At 70.1% G+C, this 14,686-nt stretch carries 14 protein-coding genes; 7 read left to right on the top strand and 7 right to left on the bottom strand.

Features of this window, described 5'->3' with window-relative positions:
• Positions 1-7 precede the first annotated feature (7 nt).
• Positions 8-757, top strand: coding sequence for a PP2C family protein-serine/threonine phosphatase (locus Ate02nite_RS15725; RefSeq protein ID WP_203806026.1), 750 nt, complete (start codon positions 8-10; stop codon positions 755-757).
• On the opposite strand, the gene Ate02nite_RS15720 is transcribed toward Ate02nite_RS15725, so the two are convergent.
• Genes Ate02nite_RS15720 through Ate02nite_RS15710 form a run of 3 tightly spaced genes read right to left on the bottom strand, consistent with a single transcriptional unit; the run spans position 754 to position 2,895 of the window.
• A complete protein-coding gene (locus Ate02nite_RS15720; protein WP_203806024.1) occupies positions 754-1,557 on the bottom strand; it encodes a hypothetical protein in 804 nt (267 codons plus the stop codon). The two genes, Ate02nite_RS15725 and Ate02nite_RS15720, sit on opposite strands and share 4 nt — an antisense overlap.
• Positions 1,554-2,072, bottom strand: a complete 519-nt coding sequence (locus Ate02nite_RS15715) for a SigE family RNA polymerase sigma factor (RefSeq protein ID WP_203806022.1) — start codon at positions 2,070-2,072, stop codon at positions 1,554-1,556. The genes Ate02nite_RS15720 and Ate02nite_RS15715 overlap by 4 nt, the downstream gene beginning before the upstream one ends.
• A gap of 28 nt (positions 2,073-2,100) precedes the next feature.
• Positions 2,101-2,895 carry a PaaX family transcriptional regulator gene (locus Ate02nite_RS15710; RefSeq protein WP_203806020.1) on the bottom strand — a complete coding sequence of 265 codons (795 nt, stop codon included), beginning with the start codon at positions 2,893-2,895 and terminating at the stop codon, positions 2,101-2,103.
• A gap of 57 nt (positions 2,896-2,952) precedes the next feature.
• On the opposite strand from Ate02nite_RS15710, the gene Ate02nite_RS15705 reads away from it, so the two are divergent.
• The 4 genes from Ate02nite_RS15705 to Ate02nite_RS15690 are packed head-to-tail and all read left to right on the top strand — an operon-like array spanning position 2,953 to position 6,747.
• On the top strand, positions 2,953-3,864 hold the full coding sequence (locus Ate02nite_RS15705; RefSeq protein WP_438871208.1) for an SDR family NAD(P)-dependent oxidoreductase: 912 nt from the start codon (positions 2,953-2,955) through the stop codon (positions 3,862-3,864).
• Positions 3,861-4,775 (top strand): amidohydrolase family protein, encoded by a 915-nt coding sequence (locus tag Ate02nite_RS15700; RefSeq protein ID WP_438871207.1) that lies wholly within the window; start codon positions 3,861-3,863, stop codon positions 4,773-4,775. Before Ate02nite_RS15705 ends, Ate02nite_RS15700 begins: the two co-directional genes overlap by 4 nt.
• Positions 4,772-5,224: a MaoC family dehydratase gene (locus Ate02nite_RS15695; RefSeq protein ID WP_203806018.1), complete on the top strand. Its 453-nt coding sequence runs from the start codon at positions 4,772-4,774 to the stop codon at positions 5,222-5,224. The genes Ate02nite_RS15700 and Ate02nite_RS15695 overlap by 4 nt, the downstream gene beginning before the upstream one ends.
• A 5-nt stretch (positions 5,225-5,229) precedes the next feature.
• Positions 5,230-6,747 (top strand): acyl-CoA synthetase, encoded by a 1,518-nt coding sequence (locus tag Ate02nite_RS15690; protein WP_203806016.1) that lies wholly within the window; start codon positions 5,230-5,232, stop codon positions 6,745-6,747.
• A gap of 4 nt (positions 6,748-6,751) precedes the next feature.
• On the opposite strand, the gene Ate02nite_RS15685 is transcribed toward Ate02nite_RS15690, so the two are convergent.
• Positions 6,752-9,700 (bottom strand): EAL domain-containing protein, encoded by a 2,949-nt coding sequence (locus Ate02nite_RS15685; RefSeq protein WP_203806014.1) that lies wholly within the window; start codon positions 9,698-9,700, stop codon positions 6,752-6,754.
• Between the two features lie 98 nt (positions 9,701-9,798).
• On the opposite strand from Ate02nite_RS15685, the gene Ate02nite_RS15680 reads away from it, so the two are divergent.
• Entirely contained in the window at positions 9,799-11,355 is a 1,557-nt protein-coding gene (locus Ate02nite_RS15680; RefSeq protein ID WP_239147436.1) for a chitinase, read from the top strand.
• A gap of 12 nt (positions 11,356-11,367) precedes the next feature.
• Here Ate02nite_RS15680 and Ate02nite_RS15675 read toward each other — a convergent pair whose 3' ends face one another.
• From Ate02nite_RS15675 to Ate02nite_RS15665, 3 genes are all read right to left on the bottom strand, one after another.
• Entirely contained in the window at positions 11,368-12,183 is an 816-nt protein-coding gene (locus Ate02nite_RS15675; RefSeq protein WP_203806012.1) for a fumarylacetoacetate hydrolase family protein, read from the bottom strand.
• Positions 12,184-12,188: 5 nt separating this feature from the next.
• Positions 12,189-13,064 carry a fumarylacetoacetate hydrolase family protein gene (locus tag Ate02nite_RS15670; RefSeq protein ID WP_203806010.1) on the bottom strand — a complete coding sequence of 292 codons (876 nt, stop codon included), beginning with the start codon at positions 13,062-13,064 and terminating at the stop codon, positions 12,189-12,191.
• 110 nt (positions 13,065-13,174) lie between these two features.
• Positions 13,175-14,074, bottom strand: a complete 900-nt coding sequence (locus Ate02nite_RS15665) for a class I SAM-dependent methyltransferase (RefSeq protein ID WP_203806009.1) — start codon at positions 14,072-14,074, stop codon at positions 13,175-13,177.
• 47 nt (positions 14,075-14,121) lie between these two features.
• Here Ate02nite_RS15665 and Ate02nite_RS15660 point away from each other — a divergent pair, with 47 nt between their 5' ends.
• Positions 14,122-14,685 carry a helix-turn-helix domain-containing protein gene (locus Ate02nite_RS15660; protein WP_203806007.1) on the top strand — a complete coding sequence of 188 codons (564 nt, stop codon included), beginning with the start codon at positions 14,122-14,124 and terminating at the stop codon, positions 14,683-14,685.
• Position 14,686: the final 1 nt, after the last annotated feature.

The raw sequence follows: 14,686 nt of genomic DNA, 5'->3' as shown, positions 1-14,686 counted from the left end.
AGAGCGGGTGGACATTCAGAAGGTGGCCTGGACGGCCGCCGGGCATCGGCTCACCGCGGCGGCCGGCAGCGTCGTCGGCAATCACTACGACGACAACTACGACGTCGTACACCTGGATCCTGGCCGTCCGCTGGCGGTCCTGGCCGACGGCATGGGCGCCGGCCCCGGAAGTGCCGCCGCCGGGCGGACGTCGGTCGACGTCTTCGCCGGCGCCGAGTTGGCTCCCGCACCTGCCGCGCTGCGGCAGGCGGTCGCTTCCGCCCAGGCCGAGGTACGCCGAGCAGCAAGCACCCTGGACGAGCTGACCGGCTGCACCCTGACCGCGTTCGTCGCGCTCGCGGCCGAGGAGTCGGCGTGGATCGTGCAGATCGGCGACTCCCGCGCCTACCGGCTCCGCGAGAGCCTTCTAGAACTCCTGACCGTCGACCACACCATCGCCTGGCTCGGTCTTCTCCATGGCTGGTTCACCGCCGACTCCGATGAGGCCAAGGTCGCGCGGTACCGCCTGACTCGCTACCTCGGGCACCCGTCGGTCCCGGAACCCGACATCCTGAATGTCAGCCTGCTGGCCGGCGACGTCTATCTGCTGTGCACGGACGGCGTCGCCGACCAGCTCAGCTACGAGCGCCTGAGCCAGCTGCTCGGCACCGAACCCGACCCGGCCGCGGCCGTCCACCGCATGCTGGCCGACACCCTGGAAGCGGGCGGCGCCGACAACGCCACCGCCGTCGTGATCCGGGTGGAGCAGACGATCTAGTCCTTGGCGGCGAAGTTGCCGTAGATGTGGATGCGCTTGCGTTCCACCGACGTCGCGTACGCCTCGTAGGTGTCGTCGGCGGCGTTGCGGTCGCCGCCGGACCACTTCGCGGTGAGCTTGTACTCGCCGGCGGTCAGCGTGGCGCCGGCCCTCAGTGTGAAGCGGTAGAGCAGGGCGTCGGCCTGCTTGGTCACCGTGGCGGTCACCGTGTCGGCCGAGGACTCGAAGCCCAGCGAGGACAGGCCGGGGGTCTGGGTCACCCGCACGGTCAGGTCGAGCTCGGTCAGGTCGGCGCCGGCCCGCAGGGTCACCACGCTGTCGCCGGAGTCCTCGATCGAGCCGTCCGACCAGAGGGTGCCCTTCTCGACCTGGGTGTCGCCGGGATGCCCGCGCACCAGGCTGGCCGACGGGGCGGGGGCCGAGGCCGGGCCGGTCGAGTCGGTGGGTTCGGCCGAGCGGGGGCGGCTGGTCACCTCGCGGCTCGGCTGGGCGGTCGCGGTGGCCACCACGCTCGGGACCGGCGTGGGGGTCGCGGTCGCCGCCGGGGGAGCGGCCGGTGTCGGGTCGTGCGAGTCGGCCAGCGCCCACTTGCCCACGCCGCCGATGCCCAGCACCGTCGCCACCGCCAGGGCCGAGCCGGCCAGCCGGGCCACCCGGGCGCGTGGCCGGGTGGCCTCCGCCCGGTTGGCGGCGATGCGGTTGAGCATCGCCGTGCGGTCGGGGTGGCGGCTGTCGAGAGCCTGGCGCATCTCGTCGCGGAGGAAATCCTCATGCTGGGTGTCACCGTGCTGAGAATTCACCGGGCCACCTCCCATCCGTCGAGGGTGTCCGGCAGGCGGGTGTCCTGCAGCAGATCGGCCAACTGTTTCGCGCCGCGGGAGGTCTGGCTCTTCACGGCACCGACCGAGATGCCGAGGATCTCGGCGACCTCCTGCTCGGGCAGGTCGAACGCGTAGCGCAGCACCACGCAGGTGCGCCGCCGGTAGGGCAGGCGCTTCAGCGCGGTGCGGACGTCGAGCACCGCCGGCACGTCGGGGGTTCGCTCGCGGTCGTTGCCCCAGCCGAGCAGCTGCAGGCCGCGGCGGGCGCGGCCCTGCCGGCGGATCCAGTTGCGGGTGAGGTTGGCGACGATGCCGCGCGCGTATGCCGCCGGGTCGCCGGCCGCGTTGACCCGGTCCCAGTGCTTCCAGACCTCGGTGAGTGCGTCGGCGGCCAGGTCGTCGGCGGCCGAGGAATCGCCGCTGAGCAGGTAGGCCAGGCCGGACAGCTCCTTGTGGTGCCGCTCGAAGAACGCGTGGAAGGCCTGGTCGCGCACGTTTCCAGCCTCCCTTTCAGCGTATCGATCAGCCCGACGACGATAGCGTGTCGAGCAGGTCGTCGGCGACGGCCTGAGCCGGTTCCCGGAATGCGGCCTCCCGATCGCGGAACACCTTCTGCGCGGGACCGGCCGGCCAGTCGGCGGGCAGGTGCTCGACCGGCAGCCGGGGGTCGCGCCGGATCGCGTCGAGCCACTCGGCGATCAGCGTGAGCCGGGCCGCGAGGGGGTCACCCGGCATCTCGGCCTGGTCCCACCGGGCCAGGAACTCTTCGTAGCGGGCGGCCAACTCGGGCAGGTCGTAGGCGTCGGCGATCAGGGCGCCCAGGTCGGTGGTGGCGTCGGCCCGCGCGTCCCGGAACACCCGGGCGTGCGCGGCCAGGCCCAGCTCGGCCACGATCTGCTGGGCCGGCACGTCGCCGGGGGCGATCCACAGGCCGCCCTGCACCGGACCGAAACCCGACCAGGCCAGCCGGGAGCGCAGGTCGTGCCGCTCGCGCTGCATCGACTCGGGCAGCGAGAAGCTCAGCAGCGTCCAGGTGCCGTCCCAGCGGTCGTTGACCGCGCCGTCCTGCCAGATGCGGGCCCGGCCGTCGTGCAGGATCGCGGTCGAGCGCTCGGTCAGCCCGAAATACATCTTCCGGCCGACCGGGCGGCGTTGCAGCAGGTCACGGCCGACCATCCGGCTCAGGGTGGAGCGGGTGGCGTGGGTCGAGACGCCGGCCCGGCCGAGCACCTCGATGATGCTGCCGGCGCTCAGGCTCGCGCCCCGGTCGAGCGCGTACGTGCCGAAGAGCATCAGCATCAGGGTCTGCGGTTGCATGCCCCAATGTTAGGCACATTCTTGACGGCCGTGAAGCGGGCGCCTAACTTCAGAAACGTGGACGACATCGAACTGACCGGCAAAGTAGCCGTCGTGACCGGTAGCGGCAGAGGGCTCGGTCTCGCGTACGCCAAGGCCCTCGCCGAGGCCGGCGCCAAAGTGGTAGTGAACGACGTGGATGCGGCGGCGGTAGCCGCCGCGGTGAAGGAGATCGGCCCGGCGGCGTTCGGGGTGACCGCCGCGATCGGCGACACCGCCAGTGCGGACGCCCTGGTCGCGGCCGCGGTCGAGCAGTTCGGGCGGCTCGACGTGCTGGTCACCAACGCCGGCATCCTGCGCGACCGGGTGCTCTGGAAGATGAGCGACGACGACTTCGACGAGGTCGTCCGGGTGCACCTGCGCGGCACCTTTACCTGCGCCCGGGCCGCCGCGGTGCGGATGCGCGAGCAGGGCGAGGGCGGCCGGATCATCCTGATCTCGTCGCCGGCCGGGCAGCGCGGCAACTTCGGCCAGACCAACTACGCGGCGGCCAAGGCCGGCATCGCGGCGATGGCCCGCACCTGGGCGCTCGAGCTCGCCCGCAACGGCATCACGGTCAACGCCGTGGTCCCGGTGGCGGCAACCGCGATGACCCGGACCATCCCGGCCTTCGCGCCGGTGATCGACGAGGCCGAGCGCACCGGCCAGCCGTACCCGGACTGGCTGCGCCGCGACGAGGGCCTGGGCACCGTCGAGGACGTCACCGGCCTGATCGTCTTCCTCGCCTCGGCGGCCGCCAAGGACATCACCGGGCAGGCCATCGGGATCGGCGGGGACCGGCTCGCCCTCTGGGCGCACCCGTCGGAGAAGGCCGTCGCCTTCGCCGACGGCGGCTGGACCGCGGCGGCAATCGCTGCGTCCTTCGCTTCCGGCGTGGGCGCAGACCTTGAGACGTACGGGATCCCCGCCCCGAAACCGCCGACGGCATGACGATGGACCTCGACTCGCTCGTCGCCATCGACGTGCACACGCACGCCGAGGTGGGCGCCGACGGGCAGAGCTCGCTGAGCCCGGCGCTGATGGCGGCCTCGGAGGCGTACTTCAAGGCGCAGGGGCACCGGCAGCCGACGATCGACGAGATGGCCGAGTACTACCGGTCGCGGTCGATGGCGGCGGTCGTGTTCACGGTCGACGCCGAGCACCTGACCGGGCACCCGGCGATCTCCAACTACGAGGTCGCCTCCTCGTGCGCCGCGCATCCGGACGTGCTGATCCCGTTCGCCAGCATCGACCCGCACAAGGGGCGTGCCGGAGTGCGGGAGGCGCGCCGGCTGGTCACCGAGTTCGGGGTGCGGGGCTTCAAGTTCCACCCCTCGCTGCAGGGGTTCTCGCCGGACGACCCGATGGCCTACCCGCTCTACGAGGTGATCGAGGAACTCGGGGTGCCGGCGCTGTTCCACACCGGGCAGACCGGGATCGGGGCCGGGGTGCCCGGTGGTGGCGGGATCCGGCTGCGCTACTCCAACCCGATGCTTGTCGACGGCGTGGCGGTGGACTTCCCGGAACTGCGGATCATCCTGGCCCACCCGTCGTTTCCCTGGCAGGACGAGGCCCTCGCGGTCGCGACCCACAAGCCGTACGTCTACATCGACCTCTCCGGGTGGTCGCCCAAGTACTTCCCGCCGCAGCTGGTTCGGTACGCCAACACGCTGCTGCAGGACAAGGTGCTGTTCGGGTCGGACTATCCGGTGCTGACCCCGGATCGCTGGCTGGCCGATTTCGACAAGCTCGAGATCAAGCCGGCCGTCCGTCCCAAGATCCTCAAAGAGAACGCGGCCCGGTTGCTGGGCCTCTTTTCTTCTACGTCGTCTGCTATGTCGTCTGCCAAGGAGTCCGCATGATCACTGTTAACGGCCTCGACGAGCTCAAGGCGCTCGCCGGCAAGGACCTCGGCCACAGCTCGTGGCTGGAGGTCACCCAGGAGCGGGTCAACACGTTCGCCGACGCCACCGGCGACCACCAGTGGATCCACGTCGACGTCGAGCGGGCCGCGGCCGGTCCGTTCGGTGGGCCGATCGCCCACGGGTACCTGACGTTGTCGCTGCTCATTCCGCTGTTCGGCGAGATCCTCAAGATCGAGGGGATCAAGATGGGCATCAACTACGGGCTGGACAAGGTGCGCTTCCCCAACCCGGTGAAGGTCGGCTCGAAGATCCGGCTCGGCGCCAAGGTGGTGTCGGTCGACGACGTTCCCGGTGGCACGCAGTCGCTGTTCGACTTCACCGTCGAGATCGACGGCGTGGACAAGCCGGCGTGTGTGGCGCGCGCGGTCTACCGGCAGTACGCCTGAGCCCGATGTCTGAGATCGGAGGGCGTAACGCCGGATTAGGGAGCTGGCCGGAACGGCGGGCAGCCATCTCGCCCGGGCGGACCGCGCTGGTCTTCGGCGATCGTTCGTTCTCGTACGCGGAGCTGTACGAGCGGATCTCCCGGCTCGCCTCGCAACTGCGGGCCGCCGGGGTGACGTCGGGGGACCGGGTCGCCTATCTCGGGCCCAATCACCCGGCGTTCGTGGAGACGATGTTCGCCACGTACGTCGTCGGCGGGGTGTTCGTGCCACTGAACTTCCGGCTCACCGCGCCCGAGATCGACTATCAGTTGCAGAACAGTGGCGCCCGAGTTCTGATCTACGGGCCGGAGTGTTCTGCAACTGTTTCGGAGTCGACGCAGGTTGCGTCGTTGCTGCGTTCGGTATCGCTCACGGCGTACGAGCAATGGCTTGTCCTCGGTGAGGCGCAAGTGGCCGCAGCGAGCGTGAGTCTCGACTCGCCCGCCTGCATTCTCTATACGTCGGGGACGACGGGCCGGCCCAAGGGGGCGGTGCTCACCCACGGCAACGTCATCTGGAACTGCTACAACCTGCTGGTCGGGGTGGATGTCGCCGGGGACGAGGTGACGCTGATCAGCGCGCCGCTGTTCCATGTGGCGGCGTTGAATCAGTGTCTGCTGCCGACGTTCCTCAAGGGCGGCAGCTCGGTGATCATGCCGTCGTGGGGGACCGACGAGTGCTTCGACATGATCGCCCGGCATCGGGTGACCTGGATGTTCGGGGTGACCACGATGTACGCCGGGCTGGCCCAGTCGCCGCTCTGGGACTCCGCCGACCTTTCGTCGGTGCGCAACCTGATCGTCGGCGGCGCCTCGATCCCGCCGGAACTTATCCGCACCTATCTGTCCCGCGGGCTCACGTTCTGTCAGGGCTACGGGATGACCGAGACCGCCCCGGGGGCGACGTTCCTCGAGGCGCCGGAGAGCGCCGATCATGTCGGGTCGGCGGGGGTGCCGGTGTTCTTCGCCGACGTGCGGTGCGTGCGGCCCGATCTCACCCCGACCGAGCCGGGTGAGCCGGGGGAGATACAGGTGCGCGGGCCGAACGTGACGCCCGGTTACTGGGCGAACCCGGTGGCGACCGACCAGTCGTTCGCCGGGGACGGCTGGTTCCGCACCGGTGACATCGCGGTGGTCGACGACGGCGGTCACTACCGGATCGTCGACCGGCTCAAGGACATGTTCGTCTCCGGCGGGGAGAACGTGTACCCGGCCGAGGTGGAGTCGGCGATCTTCGAGCATCCGGCGGTGGCCGAGGCCGCGGTGATCGGCGTGCCGGACGAGAAGTGGGGCGAGGTGGGGCGGGCGTTCGTCGTGCTGGTCCCGTCGCAGTCGCTGACCGCGGAGGAGCTGCGCACGTTCCTGGCCGGCCGGCTGGGGCGCTACAAGATCCCGAAGTACGTCGACGTGGTGGGCGACCTGCCGCGGACCGGGTCGAACAAGGTGCGCAAGGCGCCGCTGCGGGAGATCCCACTGCCGGGCTGATCGCTTAATGCGCCGTTGCGGCCGCCTGGCCCGCCGGGGCCGGGCGGCCCAGGAAGAAACCCTGCCCGAGGGGTACGCCGCACTCGACGAGGGCATCGCGCTGCCTGGCCGACTCGATGCCCTCGGCGATCACCGTGCAGTCGTTGGCCCGGGCGAACTCGACGAGCGAACGGATCGCGGCCTGGCGGGCGGTCTCGGTCTCGACGCCGGCCAGGGTGGCCCGGCCCAGCTTGACGAAGCTGGGCTTCACCGACTCCAGGCGGGCGAGCGTGTCGTAGCCCGCGCCGGCGTCGTCGATCGCCACCCGCACCCCGTCCGGCAGCCCGTCCAGGTCGGCGCCGGGGGCGTCGCTGACGTCCAGGACCAGCGGGCGGTTCGCCTCGGCCAGCAGTGGCTCGAGCACCCGCTTGCGGCGCAGCAGGTCGCCGGAGACGTTCACGGCCAGCCAGGTGCCCGGCGGCAGCGCGGTCGCCGACGCCAGGGCGGCCCGGACCAGCGCGGCGTCCAGGTCGATTTGCATGCCGTGCGCGGCCGCCTCGGCCAGGCCACCCTGCGGGCTGCTGCCGTCGGCGAACCGGGTCAGTGCCTCGTACCCGACCACCTCGCCGGACTGCAGGTCGGCGATCGGCTGGAAGACGGTGAAGAAGGTGAACTCCTCGAACGAGTTCGCGGCCGAGCGGGCCGCGCGGTCCTCGGCGTGGGTCGCGCGCACCGCTACCAGCCCGGCCGCGCCACCCCGGTCGGAGCGGTAGTGCAGCACCGACGCCCAGTCGCCGATCGCCCCGTTCGGCAGGGTCACCGGGCCGTTGCTGGGAGCCTGCTGCGCCGTACGTTTCTTGGGCTTTACCGGGCGGTAGAGCCAGTCCCGGATGTGCGTGGCGAAGTCGACGATGGTGTTGCCGACCCCGACGAACGCCACCATCGCGTACACCGACAGGACCACGTTCAGGCCGGCGAAGACCAGGTTCGCCCAGCGGTGCAACTGCACGTCCTGCACCACGGTGTAGGCGCACAACGCGATCAGGGCGATCGGGGCCAGCAGGTAGGTGGAGGCGGTCGTCGTCCGGTCGCGCACCTTCGGCGTACGTTTGAATGCGCTCTTCTCGCCGGTGAGCAGTTGCAGCAGCGAGGCGAAGCTGCCGGACAGGTTGACCGGCAGCAGGATCAGGTTGAAGCCGTAGATGCGTGCGATGTCCACCCGCTTGTAGCCGAGATACTTCAGGTCCGCGCTCATCATCAGGAAGTACGGCACCGACACCAGCAGCAGCATCGGGTTGAGCAGGTCGGCGTTGAACGGGTACGCCAGCATGATCAGCAGGCAGACCGAGCTCCAGAAGATCGACGCCATGTAGTTGATCCGCAGGAAGTACTCGCCGAAACGGTTCTTGCCGCCGCCTTTGCTGCCGCGTTCCCGCCGCGCCCGGAACTGGTCCTTCAGCCGGGACAGGATGAGCAGGCCGCCGTTCGCCCAGCGCTGCCGCTGGATGCACAGCGAACCGAAGTCGGGCGGGGTCGCGCTGTAGGCCATCCGCTCCGGGTAGTTGAACAGCGTCCAGCCGTGTACCCCGAGGTCGATCGTCGATTCGGTGTCCTCGATGACCGTACGATCCTGAATGAAGCGTTTGATCTCCCAATCGCCCTCGTAGGAGATCTCCTTGATGTCGTCGAGGGCCTTCTTGCGGATCACCGCGTTGGCGCCGACCCAGAACGTCGCCCCGTAGTGCGTCATGCCCTGGTGCACGATGTGCTGGATGTCGGTGGTGGCGCCGGAGATGCGCTCGATCCGGGTCGCCGAGCCGGGATAGGCGCTGTACGGGGTCTGCGCCACCGCGTCGTTGGCGTGCGCGCCCTGCTCGAGCAGGTGCACCAGGCGCAGCGCGTACTCGGGCAGGATCACGCTGTCGGCGTCCAGGGTCAGCACGTAGTCGGGGTCGGGGACGGTCAGCTCGGCCCGCCCGGGCCCGGCCGGCACCAGCGCGACCCCCAGCGGGGTGGCCACCTCCTGGTAGCCGCCGCCCATCAGGCCGATGTAGCTGTTGAGGTTCATCGCCTTGTTCGGCTCGTGCGACAGCGAGACGTACCGCTTGCGCTCGAAGGCGGTCAGCTCGCAGTCGAAGATCGCCAGCAGCCGGCGGTAGAGCTGCTCCAGCCGCGCGGCCGGTAGCTCGGCGTTTTCCTCGGCGCCCTGCTCCAGGGCCTCGCCGACGGTCGCCAGGTCGGCGGCGATCGCGTTGAGGATGTGCTCGACGAAGAAGACGTCGGTGTGGTCGACCATCTCCTGGCGGGCGCCGAGACCGACCAGCCAGCCGGCCGCGTACCGGTATTCGGCGGCGAGGTCGCGCATCGCGCTCGCCGGCGCATCTTCCTTTTCGAAGCGGTCGTGCGCTTTTTTGATGTGCTCGAACGGGACAGCCAGCTCGGCCTCGAGCCGCCCCGGGAGCGTGCGGGCGGCGAGCAGCAGGTCGCGGTTGGCCCGGGTCTTCGGCTGCTGCGGGTCGTCGACCAGCAGCACCACCCGCAGGCCGGGGTACTCCTGCAGGGCCGCCGACAGCAGGGTGGTGCGGATGACCCGCTCGTCCTCCTGGTACGACGGCACCAGCACGGTCACCGTCGGGGTCGGTCCGGCCAGGAAGTTGTCCAGGGCGATCCGCGGTGCCCGGTGATGCGCCCGGCTGCGGTAGAAGAAGCCGATCCGGGTGATCAGGTAGGCGGTCGCCGAGCCGGCCAGGGCGGTCACCACCAGCATGTACACGATCGCCTCGACCACCAGCCGGGCCGAGTTGGCGTGCCCGGCGACGAACTGCTGGATCACCGTGTAGACGATGTAGCAGGCCCACACCCCGATGGTCAGCACGATCGCGAGCCGGCCCCGGGCGATCCGGCCCTCGGAGACCGGCGGCGCCACCAGCGGATGCGGCTCGGACCGGCGATCTGAGCCCCACTGCCGCTGCATATGCGCCCCAATCTTCCGCTTCTCTCATCGGCGGGCCGCGGTGTGCGGTTAGCGCCACCGACGTTCAGTTAGGCCGCAGATCGGCCGAACTGGAGATCGTGAGCGACAGCACGCTGGTAGCCGATCCGCTCGCCGATGTTTCCTGGGTGGAGCCGGAACCGCCGGAGATGCGGTTGTCCTGGTTGCGGCTGGGGTTCCTGGTGCTGGTGGTGGCCGCGCTCGGGGTCGGCGGCACCCTCGCCGTGCTGCACCTGCGCAGCACCGCCGGCGCCACCGCGAAGTCGTGGGCCGTGCCGTACGTCGACGTCACCGTCACCCCGACGTTCCAGTTCCAGGACCCGGACGCGAACCCGGCCAACGACGTCGCGCTCGCCTTCGTGGTCGCCGACCAGACCGACGGCTGTACGCCCAGCTGGGGTGGCTACTACACGCCCGACGAGGCGGCCGAGTCGCTGGAACTCGACCGGCGGATCAGTCAGCTCCGCTCGGCGGGCGGCAACATCATGCTCAGCGTCGGCGGGCTCAACAACTCCGAGCTCGCGGTGGCCTGCACCGACCAGACCCGGCTCACCGACGCCTACCGGCAGCTCATCAAGCGGTACGACGTGGAGACCCTCGACCTGGACATCGAGGGCACCGCGGTGGCCGACACCGCGTCGCTGGAACGGCGCGCGGCCGCCCTGAAGACGCTGCAGGCCGCGCAGTCCCTGGACGTGTGGCTGACCCTGCCGGTCACCCCGGACGGCCTGACCGCCGACGGGATCGACGCGGTGGCGACCACGCTCTCCGGTGGTGTCTCGCTGCGCGGCGTCAACGTGATGACGATGGACTTCAACACCGCCGACGCTGCCCCTAACATGCTCGACCTCACCACCAGCGCCCTGGAGGCGACCCACAAGCAGCTGACCGACCTCTACCTGCGCCTGGGCGTCAAGCTGACCTCGCCGCAGGTGTGGTCCCGGATCGGCGCCACCCCGATGATCGGGCAGAACGACATCGACGCCGAGCGCTTCACCGTCGCCGACGCCGAGGGGCTGGCCACGTTCGCGGTCGACAAGGGGCTCGGCCGGGTGTCGATGTGGTCGCTGAACCGCGACTCCGCATGCAAGAGCACGTTCACCAACGTCGTGGTGCACGCCAACACGTGTAGTGGGGTGTCACAGGACGCCCTCGCCTTCTCCAAGGTGTTCGCCGGGCTGCCGGTGGGCACCGCGAGCCAGGCGGCGGTGGCGATCCCCGACTCGTCGCCGTCGACCGACGACCCGGCCAAGAGCCCGTACCCGGTGTGGCGGCTCACCGCCCTCTACGTGACCGGCTACAAGGTCGTCTGGCACGCCGTGGTCTACCAGGCCAAGTGGGCCAACTCGGGGGTCGACCCGTCGGCCACCGGCGACACCTCCACGCCGACGCCGTGGGCGGTGATCGGCCCGGTCACGGCGACCGACGCGGCGCCCTCGCCGAGCGTGACGGTCACCGGCGTGACCGCCACCTGGAACTCGACGAAACTGTACGGCCGCGGCGACCGGGTGCTCTTCGGTGGCCTGCCGTACGAGGCCCGCTGGACTACGACGGACTCGGTGCCGTCGACCGAGTACCCGATCGACGCCGACGACCCGTGGAAGCCCTTGTTCACGCTGCCCGGTGAGCCGGCCTAGCAGCGAGCCCGCCTAGCGGAAGGTTTGGCGGATCTCGCCGATGCCGTCCACCCGGCTGACCAGCGTCTCGCCCGGTTGCAGGTAACGGGGTGGATTACGGCGGTTGCCGACGCCGGCCGGCGTACCGGTAAAGATCAGATCGCCCGGCAGCAGCGGGCAGACCGCTGAGATCCGCGCGACCAGGTCGTCCACCGGGAAGATCATCTGACTGGTACGCCCGTGCTGGACGACCTCGTCCCCGAGTCGGCACTCGAACCCGATGTCGTCCCGGTCGGCGAACTCGTCCGGTGTCACCGCGACCGGCCCGATCGGCCCGAACCCCGGGAACGACTTGCCCAGCGAGAACTGGGCCGGCGTCCCGCGCAGCTGCGAGGCCCGCTCGGAGAGGTCCTGTCCCACGGTCAGCCCGGCGACCGCAGCCCAGGCCTCGCTGCGGGGAATCGCGTACCCGCCCCGGCCGATCACCGCGACCACCTCGATCTCCCAGTCCGGCTTGCCCGGCGGCAGCGTCACCTCGGTGACCGGCCCGGCGATGCAGGACGGGAACTTCGTGAAGATCAGCGGTTCCTCGGGTGCCTGGAAGCCGGCCTCCGCCGCGTGCGGCCGGTAGTTGAGCGCCACCGCGAACACCTGCCGGGGATGCGGCACCGGCGGGCCCAACTCGGCGTCGGTGACGGCCTTGCCGGCGGTGAAGTCGGCCGTCGCCGCCCAGGCGACGAGCTCGTCGAAGCGTCCCAACGCGGCATTGACGTCGCTGCCGTCCTCGACGTCGAGGGCCAGCCCGTCCTTCACCAGGACGAGCCGCCCGTCGAGAGTCCCGAAACGCATCGCCGTCAGTCCGAGTAGAGCGAGCTGACGTAGGGCGGGGTGTCGTGCGCGGCGCTCCACGGCACCACGTGGTTACGCAGCAGCCCGATGCCGGCGATCTCGGCCTCGACGGTGTCGCCGGGCTTGAGGTAGAAGTCGAACGGGTTCGGCTGCACCGCGGCCACCCCCGAGATCGTCCCGGTGGTGATGATGTCGCCGGCCGAGTAGCCCTGCGGCGAGTGATGCGCGACGAGATGCGGAATCGACAGCACCATGTTGTCGGTGTTGCCGGTCTGCCGCACCTGGCCGTTGACCCGTAGCTCCATCGCAAGCTTCTGGGCGTCGGGCACCTCGTCGGCGGTCACGATCCACGGCCCGATCGGGCAGAACGTGTCGATGCCCTTCGAGAACGAGAACACCCCCGACTGCATCTCGCGCCGCTGGATGTCCCGGGCGGTGATGTCGTTGAACACCGTGAACCCGGCGATGTAGTCGACGGCCTCCTCCGGCCCGAACCACCGCCCCGACTTCCCGATGATCACCGCGAGCTCGAGCTCGTAGTCGAGCTCCTTGGTCAGCCCCTCCGGGTAGACGATGTCGTCCTCCGGCCCGATGATCGCGTCCACATTCTGAAAGAACACGATCCCCTTGTGTACGGGGTGCGACCAGTTGACCTTCTGCAACTCCTCGTGGTGAACAGCGAAGTTGCCGGCTGTGTGGAAGAACTTCTTCGGCACGATGGGCGCCCGCAGCCGCACGCCGTCGAGCGCGAGCCGCTCCCCGGTCTCCGGCACGGCGCCGCCCCGCTCGAAGAACTCCCGCGTAGACCCGCAGTCGAGCTCGACGACGAGGTCGTCCTCGATCCGCCCGACCCGCCCCGCGTCGAATGTCACCAGCCGCATGCCATCCCCAACCGTCGCTGTGCTTTCGCTCTACGAAAGCCACTTTCCAAAACGAATCCTCGCCCCCGCCACCATCCGTGTCAAGGGCGCCGGGGTTTGCGTCGCTGGGCTCAGGGGCGGCGGCCGATCCAGACGTCGCGGGTGGCGCGGATGGTCAGGTCGGCGCGATCGGGCGCAGTGGCCACGATGCGATCGAGTGCGGCCAGGTCGTCGCCGGTGAGGTGGTCGGCCAGGCGGCTGCGGGTGCGCTGCAGGGTCACCTGGGCGTATCGAACGGCATTCGGCGGGAGCGGGGCCGGCAGCTCGATGTCGAAGCGGCGTTCGCCTTCCAGCTCGAATCCCGCCGCCTTGAGGCGGGCGCCCCAGTCCTCACCCATGTGCATCCCGGCCTCCTGCCGGAAGCGGGCGAGCTCGGCGTGGCAGCGCTCCTCGACGGCCGCGTCGGCTGCGTCGGCTGCGTCTTTGAGAAACCGGGGAAACGCGTCCAGCTCGGTGATCATGAAGGTGCCGCCGGGTCGCAGCGTGGCGTACACCTGGGCGAGGGTGCGGGCCGGGTCCGCCAGATGGTGCATCGACGCCGACGCCCACACCAGGTCGGCCGGTCCCAGGCCGGGCCAGTCGCCGTCCAGGTCGGCCTGCACCGTGCGGATGCGGTCGGCCAGGCCGGCCTGAGCGGCGCGGTGGCGTAGCCGCTCGAGCATCTCCTCGTCCATGTCGACGGCGGTCAGATCGGCGGTCGGCAGGTGCCGGGCGAGCGCGAGCGTGCCGGTGCCGGTTCCGGCGCCCAGATCGACGATGCGCGGGTTCTCCGGAACCAGGGATCCGGCCCAGCCGATGACCTCGCGGTAGTAGTCGTGCAGGACTTCCGCATCGAGATCGAGCATCTCGGCGAGGTCGCCGTCCCCGTGGTGGCTGTCCTCGTGGTGACTGTCCCCGTGGCTGCCATGCGAGTGACTGCCGTGTGAATGGCTGCCGTGCGAGTGGTGATGATCTGCGTGGTCGTTTGCCATGCCCCGACGCTACTGCCATCTTGCGCGTACGACATACAATCTTGCGTATGACGCAAGACGGTGAGCTTGATGCGCTCGTTCGCCAGCGGATCCGTGGGTTGCGGGTCGCGCGCGGCTGGTCGCTTGACGAACTTGCGGCCCGCAGTTATGTGAGCCCGTCCACTCTGAGCCGGATCGAGACCGGCCACCGGCGGATCGCCCTCGACCAGCTGGCCCCGATCGCGCGGGCGCTGGGCTCGACGCTGGACCAGTTGGTCGAGTCGGGCCGGGATGAGGACGTGGTGATCCGGCCCCACCACGACGACAACCGCGGCATCACCACCTGGTTGCTGTCGCGCGAGGGCGCCCCGATCGGGATGACCGTGGCGAAGCTGCGCGTCGATCGCCCGGTCCCCACCGACCTGCGGGTGCACCCGGGCCGCGACTGGTTCGTGGTGCTGTCGGGAACGGTGGTGCTGCGTCTGGCCGAGCGCACCATCGTGGTCCGGGCCGGTGAGGCCGCCGAGTTCTCGACCATGGTGCCGCACGCGTTCGGTTCCAACGGCGGGCCGGCCGAGATCCTGTGCATCCTCGACCACGAGGGCGAACGGTCCCACCTCGGCCCCAGCTGAT

This window comes from Paractinoplanes tereljensis (genome assembly GCF_016862435.1).
Classification (GTDB): Bacteria; Actinomycetota; Actinomycetes; order Mycobacteriales; family Micromonosporaceae; genus Actinoplanes; species Actinoplanes tereljensis.
Note: the sequence above shows the minus strand (reverse complement) of the source record. Positions and strands in the feature narration are given on the sequence as shown.

Bases quoted from the DNA above. Each gene is read 5' to 3' on its own strand.
- Ate02nite_RS15710 (WP_203806020.1), bottom strand. From the start codon at position 2,895: ATGCAACCGCAGACCCTGATGCTGATGCTCTTCGGCACGTACGCGCTC.
- Ate02nite_RS15700 (WP_438871207.1), top strand. From the start codon at position 3,861: ATGACGATGGACCTCGACTCGCTCGTCGCCATCGACGTGCACACGCAC.
- Ate02nite_RS15695 (WP_203806018.1), top strand. From the start codon at position 4,772: ATGATCACTGTTAACGGCCTCGACGAGCTCAAGGCGCTCGCCGGCAAG.
- Ate02nite_RS15690 (WP_203806016.1), top strand. From the start codon at position 5,230: ATGTCTGAGATCGGAGGGCGTAACGCCGGATTAGGGAGCTGGCCGGAA.
- Ate02nite_RS15685 (WP_203806014.1), bottom strand. From the start codon at position 9,700: ATGCAGCGGCAGTGGGGCTCAGATCGCCGGTCCGAGCCGCATCCGCTG.
- Ate02nite_RS15675 (WP_203806012.1), bottom strand. From the start codon at position 12,183: ATGCGTTTCGGGACTCTCGACGGGCGGCTCGTCCTGGTGAAGGACGGG.
- Ate02nite_RS15670 (WP_203806010.1), bottom strand. From the start codon at position 13,064: ATGCGGCTGGTGACATTCGACGCGGGGCGGGTCGGGCGGATCGAGGAC.
- Ate02nite_RS15665 (WP_203806009.1), bottom strand. From the start codon at position 14,074: ATGGCAAACGACCACGCAGATCATCACCACTCGCACGGCAGCCATTCA.
- Ate02nite_RS15660 (WP_203806007.1), top strand. From the start codon at position 14,122: ATGACGCAAGACGGTGAGCTTGATGCGCTCGTTCGCCAGCGGATCCGT.